Source organism: Pseudoduganella sp. LjRoot289 (genome assembly GCF_964252925.1).
In the GTDB taxonomy this organism is placed as follows: Bacteria; Pseudomonadota; Gammaproteobacteria; order Burkholderiales; family Burkholderiaceae_D; genus Rugamonas.
In genome coordinates this window covers 5752357-5770217 of sequence record NZ_CAXUPN020000001.1, presented here as the reverse complement: position 1 = coordinate 5770217, position 17861 = coordinate 5752357, and the positions used below count along the sequence as shown (strand labels likewise).

At 65.6% G+C, this 17861-nt stretch carries 15 protein-coding genes; 6 read left to right on the top strand and 9 right to left on the bottom strand.

The window, feature by feature from the left end; genetic code table 11:
• Window positions 1-13: 13 nt before the first annotated feature.
• From ACSQ8Y_RS24765 to ACSQ8Y_RS24725, 9 genes are all read right to left on the bottom strand, one after another.
• Complete coding sequence (locus tag ACSQ8Y_RS24765) at window positions 14-1021, bottom strand: SMP-30/gluconolactonase/LRE family protein (protein ID WP_436269059.1); 1008 nt, start codon at window positions 1019-1021, stop codon at window positions 14-16.
• 43 nt (window positions 1022-1064) lie between these two features.
• On the bottom strand, window positions 1065-1703 hold the full coding sequence (locus ACSQ8Y_RS24760) for a 2-dehydro-3-deoxy-6-phosphogalactonate aldolase (protein WP_436269906.1): 639 nt from the start codon (window positions 1701-1703) through the stop codon (window positions 1065-1067).
• Window positions 1703-2713, bottom strand: a complete 1011-nt coding sequence (locus tag ACSQ8Y_RS24755) for a 2-dehydro-3-deoxygalactonokinase (protein WP_436269058.1) — start codon at window positions 2711-2713, stop codon at window positions 1703-1705. Before ACSQ8Y_RS24755 ends, ACSQ8Y_RS24760 begins: the two co-directional genes overlap by 1 nt.
• A complete protein-coding gene (gene dgoD, locus ACSQ8Y_RS24750; protein WP_436269057.1) occupies window positions 2707-3855 on the bottom strand; it encodes a galactonate dehydratase in 1149 nt (382 codons plus the stop codon). Before dgoD ends, ACSQ8Y_RS24755 begins: the two co-directional genes overlap by 7 nt.
• Window positions 3856-4057: 202 nt before the next feature.
• A complete protein-coding gene (locus ACSQ8Y_RS24745) occupies window positions 4058-6445 on the bottom strand; it encodes a beta-galactosidase (RefSeq protein WP_436269056.1) in 2388 nt (795 codons plus the stop codon).
• Window position 6446: 1 nt separating this feature from the next.
• Entirely contained in the window at window positions 6447-9209 is a 2763-nt protein-coding gene (locus ACSQ8Y_RS24740; protein WP_436269055.1) for a TonB-dependent receptor, read from the bottom strand.
• A gap of 215 nt (window positions 9210-9424) precedes the next feature.
• Complete coding sequence (locus ACSQ8Y_RS24735) at window positions 9425-9553, bottom strand: hypothetical protein (RefSeq protein WP_436269054.1); 129 nt, start codon at window positions 9551-9553, stop codon at window positions 9425-9427.
• 111 nt (window positions 9554-9664) lie between these two features.
• Entirely contained in the window at window positions 9665-11287 is a 1623-nt protein-coding gene (locus ACSQ8Y_RS24730; protein WP_436269053.1) for an NAD(P)-binding protein, read from the bottom strand.
• 136 nt (window positions 11288-11423) lie between these two features.
• Window positions 11424-12935, bottom strand: coding sequence for a polyamine aminopropyltransferase (locus ACSQ8Y_RS24725; protein ID WP_436269052.1), 1512 nt, complete (start codon window positions 12933-12935; stop codon window positions 11424-11426).
• 61 nt (window positions 12936-12996) lie between these two features.
• Here ACSQ8Y_RS24725 and ACSQ8Y_RS24720 point away from each other — a divergent pair, with 61 nt between their 5' ends.
• From ACSQ8Y_RS24720 to rsgA, 6 genes are all read left to right on the top strand, one after another.
• Entirely contained in the window at window positions 12997-13383 is a 387-nt protein-coding gene (locus ACSQ8Y_RS24720; RefSeq protein ID WP_436269051.1) for a DUF350 domain-containing protein, read from the top strand.
• Between the two features lie 22 nt (window positions 13384-13405).
• A complete protein-coding gene (locus tag ACSQ8Y_RS24715; protein ID WP_436269050.1) occupies window positions 13406-14446 on the top strand; it encodes an SPFH domain-containing protein in 1041 nt (346 codons plus the stop codon).
• A 10-nt stretch (window positions 14447-14456) separates the two neighbouring features.
• Window positions 14457-15926: a DUF4178 domain-containing protein gene (locus ACSQ8Y_RS24710; RefSeq protein ID WP_436269049.1), complete on the top strand. Its 1470-nt coding sequence runs from the start codon at window positions 14457-14459 to the stop codon at window positions 15924-15926.
• On the top strand, window positions 15923-16102 hold the full coding sequence (locus ACSQ8Y_RS24705) for a hypothetical protein (protein WP_436269048.1): 180 nt from the start codon (window positions 15923-15925) through the stop codon (window positions 16100-16102). Before ACSQ8Y_RS24710 ends, ACSQ8Y_RS24705 begins: the two co-directional genes overlap by 4 nt.
• Complete coding sequence (speD, locus tag ACSQ8Y_RS24700) at window positions 16099-16479, top strand: adenosylmethionine decarboxylase (RefSeq protein ID WP_436269047.1); 381 nt, start codon at window positions 16099-16101, stop codon at window positions 16477-16479. The genes ACSQ8Y_RS24705 and speD overlap by 4 nt, the downstream gene beginning before the upstream one ends.
• A 251-nt stretch (window positions 16480-16730) precedes the next feature.
• The gene (gene rsgA, locus ACSQ8Y_RS24695; RefSeq protein ID WP_436269046.1) at window positions 16731-17780 is read left to right on the top strand and encodes a ribosome small subunit-dependent GTPase A; all 1050 of its coding nucleotides are present in this window, start codon (window positions 16731-16733) and stop codon (window positions 17778-17780) included.
• Window positions 17781-17861: the final 81 nt, after the last annotated feature.

The window sequence follows — 17861 nt, the reverse complement described above, 5'->3', positions numbered from 1 at the left end:
GCCTGTCTCCTGGTTATGGTTTTCGGTCGTCGAACAACACTGCTGGCAAGCCGCGGGCGCCCGCACCATCGATCACATGCAGTCCGCCCGCCACGCTGCCCACCATCAGCTGCGCCAGTTCCGGGCCGCCGAACGCGGGCCGGGCCGGGTTGACCGTGGCTACGGCTATGCTGCGCAACAGTGCGCCGTCCGGCGCGTACTGCACCACCCGTCCGGCGCCCGCCTGCGCGCTCCACAGGCAACCCGCGCTGTCGACGACGGCGCCGCGCGGCTGGCCGTCGGGCAGTTCGGCGAAGGTGCGCACGTTGGCCACCCGCGCGTCGGCGGCGTTGTAGTCGCATTGAAGGATGCGGCGGGTAGGCGCGTCGCTGAAGTACATGGTAGCGCCGTCCGGGCTGAAACAGATGCTGTGCGCCACGGAAGCCGTGGGCAGGGCCAGCCGCCGCAGGCCGTGCCGCAGCGAGTACTGGTAGAAACTGCCGATGGCGCGCAGGCTGTCGGCGTCGAAGGCGGTGCCGAACACGAAGTTGCCGGCGCGGTCGGTGTCGCCGTCGCTGATGGCGGTGCGCGGCTCGGCCGGGTCCACCGCCACGGCGGCGCGCGGCGTCCGGCGGCCCAGCCCCTGGGCCGGCGGCGTGGCCAGGTCGGCGAAGCACAGCCACTTGGACTGCGCCAGCAGCGCCCGGCCCGACTGGCAGAATGCGAAAGCGGCCACCGAATCGGACAGCCGGCTGCGCAGCGCTTCGCTGCCCGGGGTCCACAGGTAGAGTGCGGCGCCGGGGGCGTCGCTCCACCACCAGCGGTCCGCGTGCCAGCGCAAGCCGCCGACGTTGGCGTCGCCCGGCACCGGCGCAGGGCAAGCGGCAAGGCTGGCTAAAGGGGTGGATGCAGGGGTGGATGCAGGGGCGGTTGCAGCATCGGTTGCCGGGCTGGCCGCGGGGGCGCCCAATTGCGCAGCCGCACGGGTGGCCGCAGGACGGGCCACGGGCGCGGCCGCGTTACGCTTTGCCGCGCCATCCATTAGCCGCGCTCCCAATCGCAGGCCAGTGGACGGCGCGGCGGGGTCATGCTTGCACCTGGCCGCGCCAGGCGCGCACGAAGGCGCGGGCGCGTTCGCCGACCGCCTTGGCGTCCAGGCCGGGCTGGTACAGCGCGCCACCGAGGCCGAAACCGGCGACGCCGGCGGCGCGGTAGACCGCCATGCCTTCCGGCGTGATGCCGCCCACCGGCAGCAAGCGCAAGGCAGGCGGCAGCACGGCGCGCATCGCGCGCACCAGCGTCGGCGTCACCAGCTCGGCCGGGAACAGCTTGACCGCGTCGGCGCCGGCGTGCAGCGCGGCGAAGGCTTCGGTCGGCGTCGCGGCGCCGGGCACGCAGTACATGCCGGCCGCCTTGGCGGCACGGATGACTTCCGTGTCGGCATGCGGCATCACGATCAGCTGGCCGCCGGCCTTTTTCACGTCATGCACCGAGTCGACGCCCAGCACAGTGCCGGCGCCAACCAGCGCGTCCGACGGCAGGCTGCGCGACAGCAAGGCGATGGACTCGAGCGGCTGCGGCGAATTGAGCGGCACCTCGATCATGCGGAAGCCCGCTTCGTACAGTTCCTTGCCTATCGCTTCCACTTCTTCCGGGCGCACGCCGCGCAAGATCGCGACCAGGGGCAGCGCTTCGAAAGCGCTATCGAACGGGGATGGGTTCATCATGCATACTCCTTCTGTGTGACGCCAGCGGTCAGGCCGGCGGCTTGCGCCAGGCACAGCAGACCGGCTGGCGCCGTATTATCCAAAGTCAGTGCTTGCACGCCACTGTAACGCTGAAGCGCCAGTTGGTAGCGCGCGCATAAAGCGGGACTGCCGACCAGCGCCAGCGGCGCCTGCTCCAGCCCGGCGTCGGCGCGCCAAGCGAGGCCCGCGCGCAGTTCGTGGCCGATCAGCAGACCGGACAGATAGTCGGCCAATGCGGTATGCGGCATGCGGCCGGTGACGCCCAGGCTGCGCGCCGCGAAGATCTGGTGGCTCATGCCGAGATGGCCGAAATCGCGCGCCGCCTCGACGCCGCCGCAGTAGGCCGCCTCGTCGAACGCGGCATCGTCCACCATCAGGCGTCCCAGCACGGAATGCTGGCGCAGCACGGCGTACAGCTCGCCCGTCATGTGGGTGGCGAAGCGCTCGACGCGGCCCGAGCGCAGTTGCGCCCATTTCGAATGGGTGCCGGGCAAGACCAGGCAAGCCCCTTCGTGCAGTTCCGGCCGCAATTGCAGCGCGCCGACGATTTGCGTCTCCTCGCCGCGCATCAGGTCAGGCGGCAAGCCGTCGCCGCTCTGCAGCAGGCCGGGGACGACGTGGGCCGCGCCGTTGGGCGTGCGGCGCATGCCCGAGGCCAGCGCGGGCGCGCCGGACGGGCAGGCAGCGTAAGGCACGTCCACCCAGCCGTACTGGCTGCCGACCATGCCGCAAGCGATCACCGGCAGCTCTGGGCGGGCCCGCATCCAGTCGCCCACCGTCTCGTCCAGCACTGCCGCGTAGGCGTCGGCGCCGGCCAGGGTCGCCGCGCCCTGCGCGGTCGCGCGCTCCACCAGCGCCAGCCCGTCCGCGCCGATCAGGAAAGCGCGCAAACCGCTGCTGCCCCAGTCGACACCGATCAGCTGCGCGGCAGCCAGGGCTTGCGCCTCGCCGTCCGCGCCCGCGCCGGCTGCGGCGGCGCTTACCATTCCGCCACGCTCCCGTCGGCGTGGCGCCAGAGCGGATTGCTCCAGTCGGGCGCGTTGCGGCTCGCTTCGATCACGCGCTGCTCGTCCACCACCACGCCCAGGCCGGGCTTGGGCAGCGGCTTGATGTAGCCCTTCTCGATGTGGAAGTCTTCCTTGTTGAGCACATAGTCCAGCACTTCGGCGCCCTTGTTGTAGTGGATGCCCATGCTCTGCTCCTGCAGCACCGCGTTGTGCGACACGAAGTCCACGGCCAGACAGGCCGCCAGCGCGACGGGACCGAGCGGGCAGTGCGGCGCCAGCGCGATGTCGTAGGCCTCGGCCATGGCGGCGATCTTCACGCACTCGGTGATGCCGCCGGCATGCGACAGGTCCGGCTGCACGATGGACAGGCCGCCCGCGTGAAACACGTTCTTGAATTCGAAGCGCGAGTACATGCGCTCGCCGGCGGCCAGCGGAATCGAGGTCGATTCGGCCAGGCGCGGGTAGTACTCGGCCTGCTCGGCCAGCACCGGCTCTTCCACGAACAGCGGGCGGTAAGGCTCCAGCGCGCGCAGCAGCACTTTGGCCATAGGCGCGGCCACGCGGCCGTGGAAGTCGATACCGAACTCGATCTCGTTGCCGAAGGCTTCGCGGATCTCGGCGATGCGGCCCACGGCGGCATCGACGGCGGCGGCGCTGTCGATGATGCCGAATTCCTCGGTGCCATTCATCTTGAACGTGTCGAAGCCCGCTTCGCGCAGCGTGCGGATGCCTTCGATCACGTCGGACGGACGGTCGCCGCCCACCCAGCTGTAGGTCTTCATCTTGTCGCGCACCAGGCCGCCGAGCAGCTCGTACACGGGCACGCCCAGGGCCTTGCCCTTGATGTCCCACAAGGCCTGGTCTATGCCGGCCATGGCGCTCATCAGGATGGCGCCGCCGCGGTAGAAGCCGCCCCGGTACATGACCTGCCACAGGTCGTTGATGCGGCGCGGGTCCTGGCCGATCAGGTATTGGCCGTATTCCTGCACCGCCGTTTCCACGGTGCGGGCCTTGCCTTCGATGACGGGTTCGCCCCAGCCGATGATGCCCTCGTCGGTTTCAATCTTGAGCAGCATCCAGCGCGGTGGAACACGGTAAGTAGTGAGCTTGGTAATTTTCATGGCGGTCTAGTGTTGAAGTATTGACAGCCAGTCTAGCGCGCCTAGCTAACACTGAAATATGCCGTGTTTGCGCAATCGTATGCAGTTTTGGCATAGCATGGCGGGGACAGGGCGCGCCCCTTGTCTCTATGCTACGCAAGCGGCTGCGGTTGAACCGCTTGCGTAGTCGATCAACGCCGTGATCGATTGGTCCAGCCCATGCTTATTCGCTGACCAGCTTGTCGGCGACGTACATGCGGTACTGCTTGATGCGGCCGGTCACCGTGTCCGGGCCCTGGCGCGGCGTGTAGCGCACGCCCGCCACCTCCACCCGCTGGCCGAGATCGATGATCAGGCGGTGCGGATGGGCTGCCGTGGCTGCGCCGGCGGCGGCGCCCGAAAACGCGGTGTGCCAATGGTCCGACGCCTGCCCGTTGATGGCGTTGAGGGCGGAGCCGTCCTCCTTTTTCAGCTCCTCGCTGCTGGCATAGGCAATGGTCCACGATTGCTGGTTGACCGGCTTGCCGTCCTTGCCCAGCAGCGCGATCTCGCCGACCGCCGCGTACTGCTTGCCGTCGAAGGCGCTCAGCGATTCGAGGCAGAAATGGCGGCCCGCGACCGGGGCGGCGAACAGCACGTCCTGGGTCGCGCCGCCGGCCGCGAACTCGCCCTCGTGGGCCGGGACGACGCCCGCCAGCGCCGGCTTGACGGTGCTCGGCGGCCGCGCCAGGTCCAGCTCCGGATTGAGCTGGTCGAGTATCGGTTCGGTCAGGCCGGCGATCCGGGCGCTGCGCGGGCCGGTCAGGTCGAGCACCACCACTTCGTTGCGTCCCTTTCTGATCCAGGGGCCGGGCAGATACATGGTCTGGGTCGGCCCTATGCTCCAGTAGCGTCCGAGGCAGCGGCCATTGATCCAGACGATGCCCTGCCCCCAGCCGGACATGTCGAGGAAGGTGTCCGCCTGCTTGCCGGCGTCGAAGCCGCCGCGCCAGAAGGCCGGGCCCTGGGCGCGGCCCGCCTTGAACGACAGCGGCGGCAGCGTGCCGTCGGCGTCGAAATCGATGGCGCGGATCTCCCAGTTCTCCAGCGCCTGCGCCGCGCCGCCCTTGGCGGTGAAGGTCACCGGACCGTGCAGGCCCTTGCGGTCGTGCACTTCCAGGCCGAAATTGACGCGTGCGATGGTGTACAGCAGGATGTCCACCGTCACCGGCTTGCTGCGTGCCGGCACGGCGACCGAGAAGCGGCGGTGGCGCGTGTCCATCGTGCCGATCTGCTTGCCGTCGATGTACACCCAGGCCAGGTCGCGCACCTTGGCGGCGGCGAGCAGGCCCGCCGGTCCCGCCGGCAGCTGCACGCGGTAGGCCACCAGGCCGCGGCTGATGTCGTACTCTTCGATCGGCCTGGGCGAGACGGCCTTGATCGCCTGCGCCGGCATATTAGCGAACACCTGGGCCGACTCCTGCAGCGCGAACGCGTCTATCCGCATGACGGGATTGCGCGCCGGCGGCTCGGGCAGCACTTCTCCCGGCGCCAGGAAGGGGCGCATGCCTTCGCGGTAGGCGTTGAACTTGGAGCCCATCCACCCCGCTTCGCTGATGGGCGCGTCGTAGTCGTAGCTGGTGGTGTCCGGCCTGAACGGGCGGTCGCAACCGCCCCACAACCCGAAGGTGGTGCCGCCGTGGGCCATGTACAGGCTGAACGAACCGTTCGCCTTCAGCATGGCCTGGATGTCGACGACGGCCTTGGTGTTGTCGCCGCGGCGGTGCGGATTGCCCCAGGTGTCGAACCAGCCCGAGTAGTATTCGCCACACATCAGCGGCGCTTGCTGAACCGCCGCCAGCGCCTTGAAGCCGCCGGCCGGATCGCTGCCGAAGTTGGCCACCGTGAGCATGCCGGGAATATGCGTTTTCGCCACCGCGTTGGTCGGATTGCACTGGAACAGCGGCACGTCGAACCGGGCGTCGAGCAGGGCTTGGCGCATGGCGCGCATGTACTCCAGGTCTTCACCGAAGAAGCCGTACTCGTTCTCCACCTGGACCATGAGGATGGGCCCGCCCTGGGTCACCTGCATCGGCGCCAGCACGCGGCCGACCTCGCGCAGGTAGCGCCGCGCCGGGTCCATGAAGGCCGGCTCGCGCGTGCGCAGGAAGGCATCGCCCGGATGCTTCTTGAGCAGCCACCATGGCAGGCCGCCCATCTCCCACTCGGCACAGGCGTACGGCCCCGGACGCAGGATGACATACAGGCCTTCCTTCTGCGCCAGGCGGCAGAACTCGACCGCGTCGCGCTGGCCGCTCCAGTCGAATTTTCCTTCGCGCCATTCGTGGTAGTTCCAGAACAGATAGGCGCACACCGTGTTCAGACCCATGGCCTTGATGGCCTGCAGGCGGTGCGTCCAGTACTCGCGCGGCACGCGGGCAAAGTGCATTTCGCCGCAGCGGATCTGCAGCGGTTTACCGTCCAGCAGGAAGTCCTTGGCGCCGACCGTGAAGCGCGGCGACGCCGCGCCCTGGCCGGCATCCAGCACGACAGCGTGGACCGGCAGCAGGGCGCCGCCGGCAGCGGCAGCGGCGCCTTGCAACAGGCGGCGGCGGGGCAAATTCGCGCGCATATTAGAACGCCATCCGCAGGCCGACGTTGACGCGGCGGCCGACGTCTTCCAGCGTCAGGAACTGGCTTTCATTCTGCGCGTACTCCTGCATGCGCTTGTTGCCCAGGTTGATGGCGTCTGCGTACAGCGCCAGTTTCGGCGTGATGTTGTAGCGCAGGCTGGCGTCGGTCTGTCCGTAGGCGGCGCGGTTGCGCGGCATGGTGCTGCCGCCGCCGCAGTCGACGGAGAAGCGGTTGCGCCAGTTATAGCTCACGCGGGCCGAGAAGTTGCTGTTCTCGTAGAAGATGGAGCCGTTATACGACTGCGGCGACAAACCAGGGTAGCCGCACGAGGTATCGCCGCCTTCGCGGGTCGCCTGCGCGTCCACATAGGTGTAGTTGGCCGCCACGCCGAAGCCTTGCAGCAGCGGGATCGCGGTGTCGAAGGCATACTGGCCGGCCAGTTCCAGGCCCTTGATCTTGCCCGTCTGTCCGTTACGCACGCGGGTGTCGTGCACGGTCTCGGTGTACTGCGGGATCTTCATGTCCACCAGCTTGGTTTCGAGGAAGTTGGAGACCTTCTTCTGGAACACCGCGGCGCTGACGTAGTTGGTCTTCGACAGATACCATTCGTACGACAGGTCCAGGTTCTTCGACTCCATCGGCTTCAGGTGGGGATTCCCGCCGCCGGTCTGCACGTCGCCGAAGCGGCCGCCGTACCAGTTATCCACGCCCATCTGGTTCAGCGTCGGGCGGGTTTCCGTCTTCGAGGCGCCCAGGCGCAGCAGCATGTCGCGGTTCAGGTCGAATTTCACATTGGCCGACGGCAGAACGCTGTTGTAGCTGTTCTCGACCGTGGTGGCGCTGGAAGGGCCCCAGTTCAGGATGTAGGTGGTGTCGTTGGGGCTCTTGGTCGCCGACAGCAAGGTACGGCTGATGCCGGTCGAGGCCGAATTCACGTGCACCACGCGCACACCCGCGTTGGCGGACCAGCCCTCGCCTTCCCATTTCGAGTCCACGAAGAAGCTGGCGACCTTTTCCTTGACGCCCCACATGGACGGCTTGGTGTAGTCGATGGCCATCGGGCCGTTCGGATACTTGGTCTTGTCCGAATACAGCGCCGGATCGTTCGACTGCGCGATCAGCGACGGCTGGTTCAGGTAATTCATGTAGGCGTACGGGTCGAAACGCAGATAGGCGCTCGGCACCTTCGCGTCGCCGCCCATGAAATTATCCATCGGCGTGACCGTGAACAGCGACGATGGCAGGGCCACGTGATAGCCGCTGTAGGCGTTCCAGGAATCGCTGTTCCACTGCTCGCGTCCCACATTGCGCTGCGAGTAGGCCGCGCCGGAATCGAGGCCTTTGAAATAACCCAGATCGTGACTCCAGGCCAGGTTCAGACGCCCTTCGTGCAGTTTGTCGCTGTTGCGGATGTCGCCGAAGGCCACCGCGTGCGCGCGCACCGCCGTCGGATCGGCGATGCCGTCGCCGAAGGTGATGCTGGGGGTTCCGTTGAAGGACAGCACATCGCCGTTCTTCGGCACCATGCCGGCCACGATCCACATGTCCGGCGACCTGGCGGTGGTGCGGGAGCTCGAAATATCGCCTTCCAGTTTCCACTCCGGCGCCAGCGCCCATTTCGAATTCAGGCCGAAGGCGCGCGTGGTCGACAGGCGGTCGCCGCCCTTGACGATCATGTCGTTGGAATTGGCCTCGCCCAGCAGCTTGCCGGCGCCTGCGATGGCTGGATTGTTGGCGTAGAAGATGGAGCCGGGGCGCAGGAAGCTGGTGACCTGGTTGTTGGAATCGTACTTCACGCCGAGCTGCTGCGGATTGTTCCAGTCGCTGAATGCGATCACCGCATTTTCCTGATCGAGGCGCGAGTACAGGGCGTCGGCCGTCAGTTTCCAGGTCGGTGACGGGTTGTACTGCACCGTGAGATTGCCCACCAGGCGCTTGCGGGTTTCGTTCTCTTGCTGGAAGCCGTAACTCTGCGGCATGTACAGCTTCTTGCTGGTCACGTCGGCCATCGTCAAGCCCTTGGAGTTGAGGTCGCCGTTGATCATGGACACGTCGCGGAAATTCCAGGCGTCGGTGACGGCCTTGTTCTGCTTCGATTTGCGGTCGGTGAAGGACAGCGAGCCGGTGACGCCGAAATTGCGTTCCTCATTGGCGAAGGAATACATGCCGCTGGCGTTGGGGGTATGCTTCCTGGAGTTCGAGTCCCAGGAGTCCGACACGTTGACCACCGAGGTGTGGCCCGTCTTGCCGGACAGCGGGCGCGCGGTCTGGATGTCCACCGTCGAACCGATGCCGCCCTCGGGCAGGAAGGGCTGGGAGGTCTTGTAGACCAGGGCTTTCGAGATCAGGTCGGAGGACAGCAGGTCGAAGGAAAACTCGCGGCCGCCGGTGTCGCTGGTCATGGTACGGCCGTTCACCAGCACGTTGTTGAACTCAGGCCCCAGGCCGCGCACGGAGATGTAGCGTCCCTCGCCGTTGTTGCGCTGGATCTGCACGCCGGTGACGCGCTGCAGCGATTCGGCGATATTCGTGTCCGGGAACTTGCCGGCGTCTTCGGCGGACACCGCGTCCACCACGCCGTCCTGCATGCGCTTGGTTGTCAAAGAAGAGCTGAGGGAGGCGCGGATACCGCTGACTACGACCTTCACTTCCGAATCGGCGGCGCCGGGCTCTTTGACGGTTTGCGCGGAGGCGCTAGCCATCATCAGCATTTCGGCAATCAGTGCGGCCAATACCGTCTTACGCATGGTGGTGTTATGCATTTCTGTTTTTTCTCCATTTATGTTTTATATGATTCAGGGCACGAACTTTGGCCGTGCTAAATTCATGCTACGCAATTAAATCTTTGACAAGCTATCGCGTATTCGGTCAAATCTATGAGCAATTCGTATAGCTGACTGATGGCAGCACGATGAGGCTCAGGCCGGCGTGATCTCCACGCCGCGCCAGGCGGTCGCGCATGAGCTGCAGTTTGTTTCTAGGGGGTGGTGCGGGGTGGGCCGGCGGCTGTGCGCAGCAGGGTTGCGGCATGAGCCGGGCCGGCCGCCATGAAAGTGGCAGGCGATAGCGCAGCCAGCGCGGGCAGGCGCGCGTTTCCGTTTTTCATTCTGGTTCTCCGTGAGTCTAATTATCTTTATGACTCAAGTGTAGTTTCAACAACCAGAAGGGAAATATGTAAATTCCACGAAACGCTATATCAAAATCACATAGCGCCTGATCACTTGACCGCCAGCTGCGCGGCGCGCACGCCCCACCAGGCGGCTTCCTCGAAGACGGAAAAGCCGGACAAGTCGGCGTGCGCAAAGAGGATGGGGCCATCGGTTTCGCGCAAGGCCTTCAAGCCCGGGTTGCTGCGGAAACCGGGTAAGGGAGCAGCCATGGCGTGGCCGCGCAGCGTGATATCGACCCGCTCGACGCAGCTTGCGAACTGCGCGCCGTAGGCGCTCTGCAGGTCGACGCTGGCCAGCGCCAGCAACTCGGCCGGCGTGGCCGTCACCATCCAGCGCCGCGCGCTGGCGGGCGTGCGGTCGGACAGCGCCACGTAGGAACTGAAGACCGTTTTTTCCGGCGGCGCCACGCGGATGTCCTGATGCGTGGATACCACATAGCCGAGCCCCGGTTCCTGGTAGACCACGTTGTCCCACGACAGCGGCGCGCGCGGCAGTTCGGCCGGGAAGCGCTTGAGCAGGAAGTTCGCCACCATCCACGGCGCGTAGACGGGCGTGTCGCGCCGCGGCTCGTAGCCCATCTCGCGGATGCCTTCCACCACGCGCTCGGCCACGTACAGCGGCATGGCGCAGATGGCCTTGCGCGCCTTCACCAGGTAGCTGCGCGGCTGGCCGTTTTCGAGGCGGAAGCACAGCGCTTCGACGCCGGCGTCCTTGCCGCTGCCGGTGCGCTTCACGGACACGACGGTGCCGCCGACGCGCTGCACGCCCGACAGGCGCTCCAAGCCGGACGCCAGCGGCTGCAGGCCGCCTGGCCAGGTGAGCCAGGTGCCGTTTTCAGCGTTGGCGGCGCGGCCCCAGCGGCTGCAGTAGTAATGCAGGCCGGCCCACGCGGACACCTGGTCGTAGCGCGCGCCGTAATCGTCGCGGCAGCAGTAGTTCAGATACCAGTGCAAGGTGGGCGAACGGTAGCCGTTCTGCTCCAGCCATTGCTTGAGCGTGACACTGTCGAGCTTGCGCCACTCGGCATCCTCCGAGGACTGCACGGTGGGGAAGACGAAAATCCGGCGCCCGTCGCTGCCGCGCATCTGGCGCAGGCGCTCGACTTCGGCGAAAAAGCGTTTGTGCTCGGCCAGTTCCACCGGCGGCACGCCTTCGGTGGGGATGAAGCCCTCCTGCCACTTGCCCTGGTACAGCAGGCGCTCCTCCGGCGCGTGCAGCAGGAAGCGCTCGTCATAATATGGCTTGTCGCCATAAGGGTCGCGCTGGATCACGCCCAGGTCGGACAGGATCTCGCGCACGTGCACCGACTCCGGCGACGGCAGCGGCAGATAGTGGCCGCCGGTGGGATATTCGAGGTCGCCGAAGCGGCCGCCGGCCGCATTGCCATAGGGCTGCGGACCGTCCACCATCATGAAATTGCTGTGCCCCAGCTTGCGCAGCTTCCACGCGGCCGACAGGCCGGCGATGCCGGAGCCGAGGATGGCGACATCGGTCTCCAGCACTTCGGACGGCGGCGGCAGCGCGCGGCGGTCGCGCATGAAGTGGCCTTCATCGCGGCCGGGAAAATGCAGCGTGGGCGTGACTTCCTGCCAGCGCCGGTAGCCGGCCACGCTGCCCGCCGCCGCCAGGCCGCTGGCGCCGGCCCATACCAGAAAAGAGCGCCGCAGCATCAGCCCACTCCCACTGTCATTCCCGCGCAGGCGGGAATCCATAGACCGCGTCCGCCGCCGGCGAAGTACGGACCGCATAGGCGGACCGTCCCGCCTGCGCGGCGGTCCGCCGACGGGGAATGACAGGCGGCAGCCATCACCGTATCACCCTGCGCCAGTCCTGCTCGAACTCGTGCACCAGCGACTGCGTGTTGAGCCGGTTCGGTTCCATCGGCAGGCGCTTCATGTCCGGCGGGAAGATGAACATTTCGCGCGTAGTGTCCGCGTCCAGGTAGCGCATCGGCAGCTTGTACGACGTGGGCGGCTTGTACTCGAGCTGCTGCGACGCCAGGATGAATCCCCACTCGCCGAACGAGGGAACGTAGGCGTGGAAAGGATGCGTTGTCAGCCCGAGCTCGCGCAAGGTGGCATCCACCGTCCAGTAGGCATGCGGGGCGAAGAACGGCGACGTCGACTGCACCACCACCAGGCCCTTGGCCGCCAAGTGCTTCTTCACCAGGCCATAGAAGGGCACGGAGTACAGCTTGCCCAGTGCGAAACTGGAGGGATCGGGGAAGTCGATGATGACGGCGTCGAACATTTCCGTCGTGTTCTGCAGCCACACCGCCGCGTCGGCGTTGATGACCCGGGCGCGCTTGTCGCGGAACGATCCGCCATTCAGCTTGACCAGTTCTTCGCGCGTGGTGAAAGCGCCCGTCATGGCCGGGTCGAGGTCGACCACGGTGGCCTGCTCGATGTTGGGATAGCGCAGGATCTCGCGCAGCGCCAGGCCATCGCCGCCGCCCAGCACCAGCACGCGCCTGGCCCACGGCAGCGCCTCCAGCACCGGATGCACCAGCGCCTCGTGGTAACGGTACTCGTCGCGCGAGGAGAATTGCAGGTTGCCGTTGATATAGAGGCGCAGGTCGTCCTTCCAGCGCGTGATGACCAGGCGCTGGTACGGCGTGGTGGTGGAGTAGACGATCTCGTCGCCGAACAGGCCGTGCTCGCCCCAGTGCGTCATGCGGTCCGCCGCCGCGAAGCCGAACACCAGCACGCACATGACCGCCGAGGCGCGCAGCACGCGCCCGGTGACATTGCCCAGCTCCGTGCGGAACACGTAGATGGTCCACAGGCCCACGCCCACGTTGAGCATGCCGAACAGGAAGCCGGTGCGCACCAGCCCCAGGTAGGGCGCCAGCACCAGCGGGAACAGCAGCGACACGGCCAGCGCGCCCAGGTAGTCGAAAGTCAGCACGCGGCTGACCAGCTCATTGAACTCGGTCTTGCGCTCGTTCAGCGCGCGCATCACCAGCGGCACCTCCATGCCCACCAGGCAGCCGATCAGGAATACCATGGTGTAGAGCAGCGCGCGGAACGGCGCGGTCATCCACGAGAAGGTGAGGAACAGCACAGCCGCCGAGACGCCGCCGATCAGGCCCACGGCCAGTTCGATGTCGACGAAGCGCGCCAGCACGTCCTCGTCCTTCACGTACTTGGACAGGTGGGCGCCCACGCCCATGGCGAACAGATAGCATCCGATGATGGTGGAGAACTGCAGGATGGAATCGCCCAGCAGATAGCTGGACAAGGCTCCCGCGATGAGTTCATAAGCCAGCCCGCATGAAGCGACGACGAAGACGGACAGGATCAGAATCTTTTTTGTCATGGGGGTGCGAATGTTTTATGATGAACAATTATCAGGATAGCCACTTTAACCGAGGAATGCCGTGCCGCCCATCCTAAACTACGTGATACATCTGTGTCTGGCCGCCTTGCTGCTGGCGATGTTCTTCATGATCTACACCCGCCTCACGCCCTACAACGAGGTGCTGCTGATCCGCCAGGGGAACAATGCGGCCGCGCTATCGCTGGGCGGCGCGCTGATCGGTTTTTCGATGACGATCGCCTCCAGCCTGCTGCACACGGCGGACTACCAGCAATTCTTCCTGTGGTCCTTCGGCGCCATGGTGGTCCAGGTACTGGCCTATTTCTGCACCACGCGCGCGCTGCGCATGGCGCGCGACCAGATCGAATCGGGCAACACCGCTTTCGGCGGCCTGCTCGGCGCGATCTCGCTGTCCATCGGCGCGATCAACGCCGCCTGCATTTCCTGAATTTTTTTTAAGGACGAACATCATGGGTCTCGGCAGCTTTATCAAGAAGCAGTTTATCGACGTCCTGCAATGGACGGAAGACAAGGAGGGCGTGCTGGCCTGGCGCTTCCCGATGACGGATCAGGAGATCCAGAACGGCGGCGTGCTGGTGGTGCGCGATTCGCAGGTGGCGGTGTTCGTCAACGAGGGCCAGGTCGCCGACGTGTTCGGCCCCGGCACGCACACGCTGACCACGCAAACCCTGCCCCTGCTGACCAACCTGAAAAACTGGGACAAGCTGTTCGACTCGCCCTTCAAGTCGGACGTGTACTTCTTCAGCACGCGCGTGCAGACCGGCCGCAAATGGGGCACCCAGCAGCCGATCACGATCCGCGACAAGGACTTCGACATGATACGGGTGCGCGCCTTCGGCATGTACTCCTACCGCGTGGCCGATCCGCGCAAGTTCTACACCGAATTGAGCGGCACCCGCGAGGAATACACGCGCGAGGACGTGGAAGACCAGCTGCGCGGCATCCTGATGTCCACCATGGCCAGCTCGCTGGGCAGCGCCAACGTGGCCTTCCTCGACATGGCCGCCAACCAGGCGCTGATGGCGCAGGAGGTGCGCGGCGACCTGGCTGACGCCTTCGCGCGCTACGGCATCGGGCTGGACGAGTTCAACGTTGCCAGCGTCAGCCTGCCGGAGGAACTGCAGGCGGCGCTGGACGAACGCATCTCGGCCGGCATGAAGGGCGGCCTGAGCGCCGACAAGATGGGCGGTTTCACCAAGTTCCAGGTCGCCAGCGCGATCCCGCTGGCGGCGCAGAATGAAGGCGGCATCGCCGGCATCGGCGCCGGCCTGGGCGCGGGTGTGATGCTGGGCCAGGCCATGGGACAGGCGGTCGGCTCGACCCTGGCGCCGGCCGGCTCCCAAGCTGCTCCTTCCGCGCCTTCCGCGCCGGCGGAAGACGGCATCGAGGCGCGCCTGGAGAAGCTCAAAGGCTTGCTGGAAAAGGGACTGATCTCGGCCGCCGACTACGACGGCGCCAAGGCCGAGCTGCTCAAGAAACTGATAGGCTAAGACCGCGTACATGCAAATCGTTTCCTGCCCCAGCTGCGGCGCGGAGGTCAAGTTCCGCTCGCACGCGTCGGTCATGGCCGTGTGCGAGTACTGCAGCACGCGGGTGCTGAAAGACGCGGACGCGGTCAAGGACCTGGGCAAGATGTCCTCCGTGCTGGAGGACTATTCCCCCATCCAGATCGGCACCTCCGGCGTCCTGGGCGGGCGCGCCTTCAACGTGATCGGCCGCATCCAGCTGCGCTATGCGGCTGGCATGTGGAACGAGTGGTATCTGCTGTTCGACGACGGCGCCACCTCCTGGCTGGGCGACTCGTCCGGCCTGTACACCGTCACCACCGCGCGCGACACGCAGCCGCCGCTGCCGGCCTTCGACGAGCTTGAGCCTGGCGGCATGGTGCGGGTGGGGAGCGAGCGGATGATGGTGTCCGAAGTGCGGACCGCCGATTGCACAGGCGGCCAGGGCGAACTGCCGTTCAAGGTGGCGGAAGGATGGCAAGCCAAAGTGGCCGATTTCCGGCGCGGCTCGAGCTTCGTCACGCTCGACTATTCGGACGGCCCGGAACCGGTGGTCTACACCGGCGTGTCCGTCACGCTGGAAGCGATGCAATGCCAGCTGCTGCGCGAGGACGAGCAGATCGAGCGCAGCGCAGGACGCTATCGCGGCAAGCTATCCGCGCTGGACTGTCCTTCCTGCGGCGGGCCGATCAATTATCTGCCCGGCCAGACGGCCAACCTGCTGTGCCCCTCGTGCAACGCGCAGATCGACGCGGCCAGTCCCAAGGCGCAGGTGCTGGCGGCAGGTGAACGGGTCGACAGGGTGCCCACCACCCTGTCCCTGGGCGCGGAAGCGAACCTGAACAAGCAGCGCTACCGCATCCTGGGCGTGATGGTGCGCGAAGACGACGAGGGCACGCGCTGGACCGAATACCTGCTGTACGGCGCACGCTCGGGCTTTTCCTGGCTGGTGGAGACCGACGAGGGCTGGTGGCGCGCCGGCGTCATGCCGGAATGGCCCGCATGGGAGCAAACGGGGGCCGACACCGTCATGCTGGACAAGATCATGTACGAAAAGCTGTACGACTATGGCGCCACCGTGATTTACGCGGCGGGCGCCTTCAACTGGCGGGTGCAGGTCGGCGACCATGTGCGCGTTTTCGAGTTCCAGCGCGGGCAGACCAGGCTGGCGGCGGAATTGAGTACCGAAGAGCTGATCTGGTCGCGCTCGACGCCTGTGGCAGCCGACCAGATCAAGGCCTGGTTCGGCGTCGCTGTCAGAGGCAAGGCGCGCCGCGCCCAGGCTACCGAAAAAGGCCGCTACGGCAGCGCCGCCAAAAAATTCATCATGGTGATGCTGGCCGTGAACGCCATCCCCATGCTGCTGAACTTCGGCGGCACGCTCGTCTTCAACCTGCTTGGCGCACTGGCGATCTTCCTGCCCGCCCTGTTCCTGGACTCCATCGACAAAGGGGACAAATCTTGAATCGCTACCTGGTGTACGCCGTGCTGGTGTTTTCCATGACCAGTTGTACCAGCTGGGTGCGCATGTTCAGCCAGCCCGGCTGGACCAGCAGCGGCGGCGGCTCGAGCTGGAGTTCGCATACCGGCGGCGGCGGCGGCAGCTATGGCGGCGGCTCAGGCGGCGGGGGCCACAAATGACGGAGGTCACCGCCATGGACCGTGTCCACCGTCCTGCCGGCAGCCACCTGCTGGCCGACCTGTCCGGCGTGCGCGCCGACAGGCTGACCGACTGCGACGAACTGGAAGCGCTGCTGCGTTCGGCCGCAGCGGCGGCCGGCGCGCGCGTGCTGCACAGCCATTTCCACGGCTTCGGCGCGGGCCTGGGTGTCACCGGGGTGGTCTTGCTCGCCGAATCCCACATTTCCATCCATACCTGGCCGGAAGACGGCTTCGCGGCTGTGGATATCTTCATGTGCGGCGCCAGCCAACCGCAAACGGCGCTGGACGTGATCCAGACCGCGCTGGCGCCGCAACATTGCCAGTTGAGCACCATTCGCCGCTCCTTGCACAATTGACATGTGCCGCCGGCGATGCGACACTGGACAACTTGCAACTTATCCACAGGAGAAAAAACTATGCGTACCTTGGACATTGCCCTCCTGTCGGCTGCCTGATCGCCCGTCTTCCACCCCTGCTTTACTGAGCTGGTGTTGAGCCGCGCCTGATCGCGCGCCGGCCTATCCCTGACAATTCACGCCTCCGCATTTCGCGGATGGCTGTGCTCGCGCGCGCCGCGAGCGTACCGGATACGGGAACACCACTCATCATGATCGAATTCGATTTCGAAGTTTTACGCCGCATCGGCTTTAACCAATCCATCGCCAGCAATATACATGCGCTGGAGCCAGCCGCCGACGGCGCGCGCCTGATGCGATTATCGGAAGTCCAGCGCGACTGGCTCACCGTCCACGACGGCGTCGCCGAATTCAAAGCCCGCGCCCTGCCCAGATTAATCGCCCATTGCAGCCTCGCGGTTGGCGATTGGGTGGTCGTTGAAATGCACGGCCAGAACCAGCTGTGGATAAGCCAGCGTTTATCCCCAGCAAATCATATTGCTCGCCGTGCCAATGACGGGCGCCGCCAATCGCTTGCCAGTAATATCGACACGGCGCTGCTGGTAATGGGTCTGGACCATGATTTCAATTTGCGCCGCATGGAGCGCTATATCGCCATGGTGCAAGCCGCTGAAATAGCACCGGTTATTATTCTCACTAAAATAGATATCGGCTTTGAAGTGGAACAACGGCTTATCGATATCCGCAAGCGCCTGCCTGCCTGTATTCACGTTTTAAGCGTCAACGCTTTGTACGCCAATGTCATTTCGGAATTGGAACCGTGGCTGCATGGCGGTCAAACATTATGCCTGCTGGGTTCCTCCGGAACGGGAAAGTCCACGCTGACCAATACCCTGTGCGCATCGGGCCAGGAAACGGGTGGCAACCGGAAAGGCGACGGCCGGGGCCGGCATACGACGACAGCGCGCTCATTACATTTATGCCCGGGCGGCGCTTGTATTATCGATACGCCGGGCTTGCGCACCTGGCGGCCCGATGCGGACGAGGAAACACTGGCCGCCGTATTCACCGATATTGAAGCGCTGGCAGCAGACTGCCAATTCCGGGATTGCCGCCACGGAATGGAGCCGGGCTGCGCCGTGCGTGAACATGTCGATGCCGACCGGCTATTGAATTATCATAAGTTACTGCGCGACGCACACCGGGTTCAGCAGACACCACTGGAAAGAATTGCCGATCGGGCGAAATGGAAGATCTTGAATAAGGCCGGCACCAAGCGCAGCCAGGACAAGCGCAACTAAGCAAAACCAGCAGTGTGGCCGCCCTGTTAGGGGGGCCACCGACCATTTGAATGGCTCCGTTCGAGTATTTCATGCCAGCTT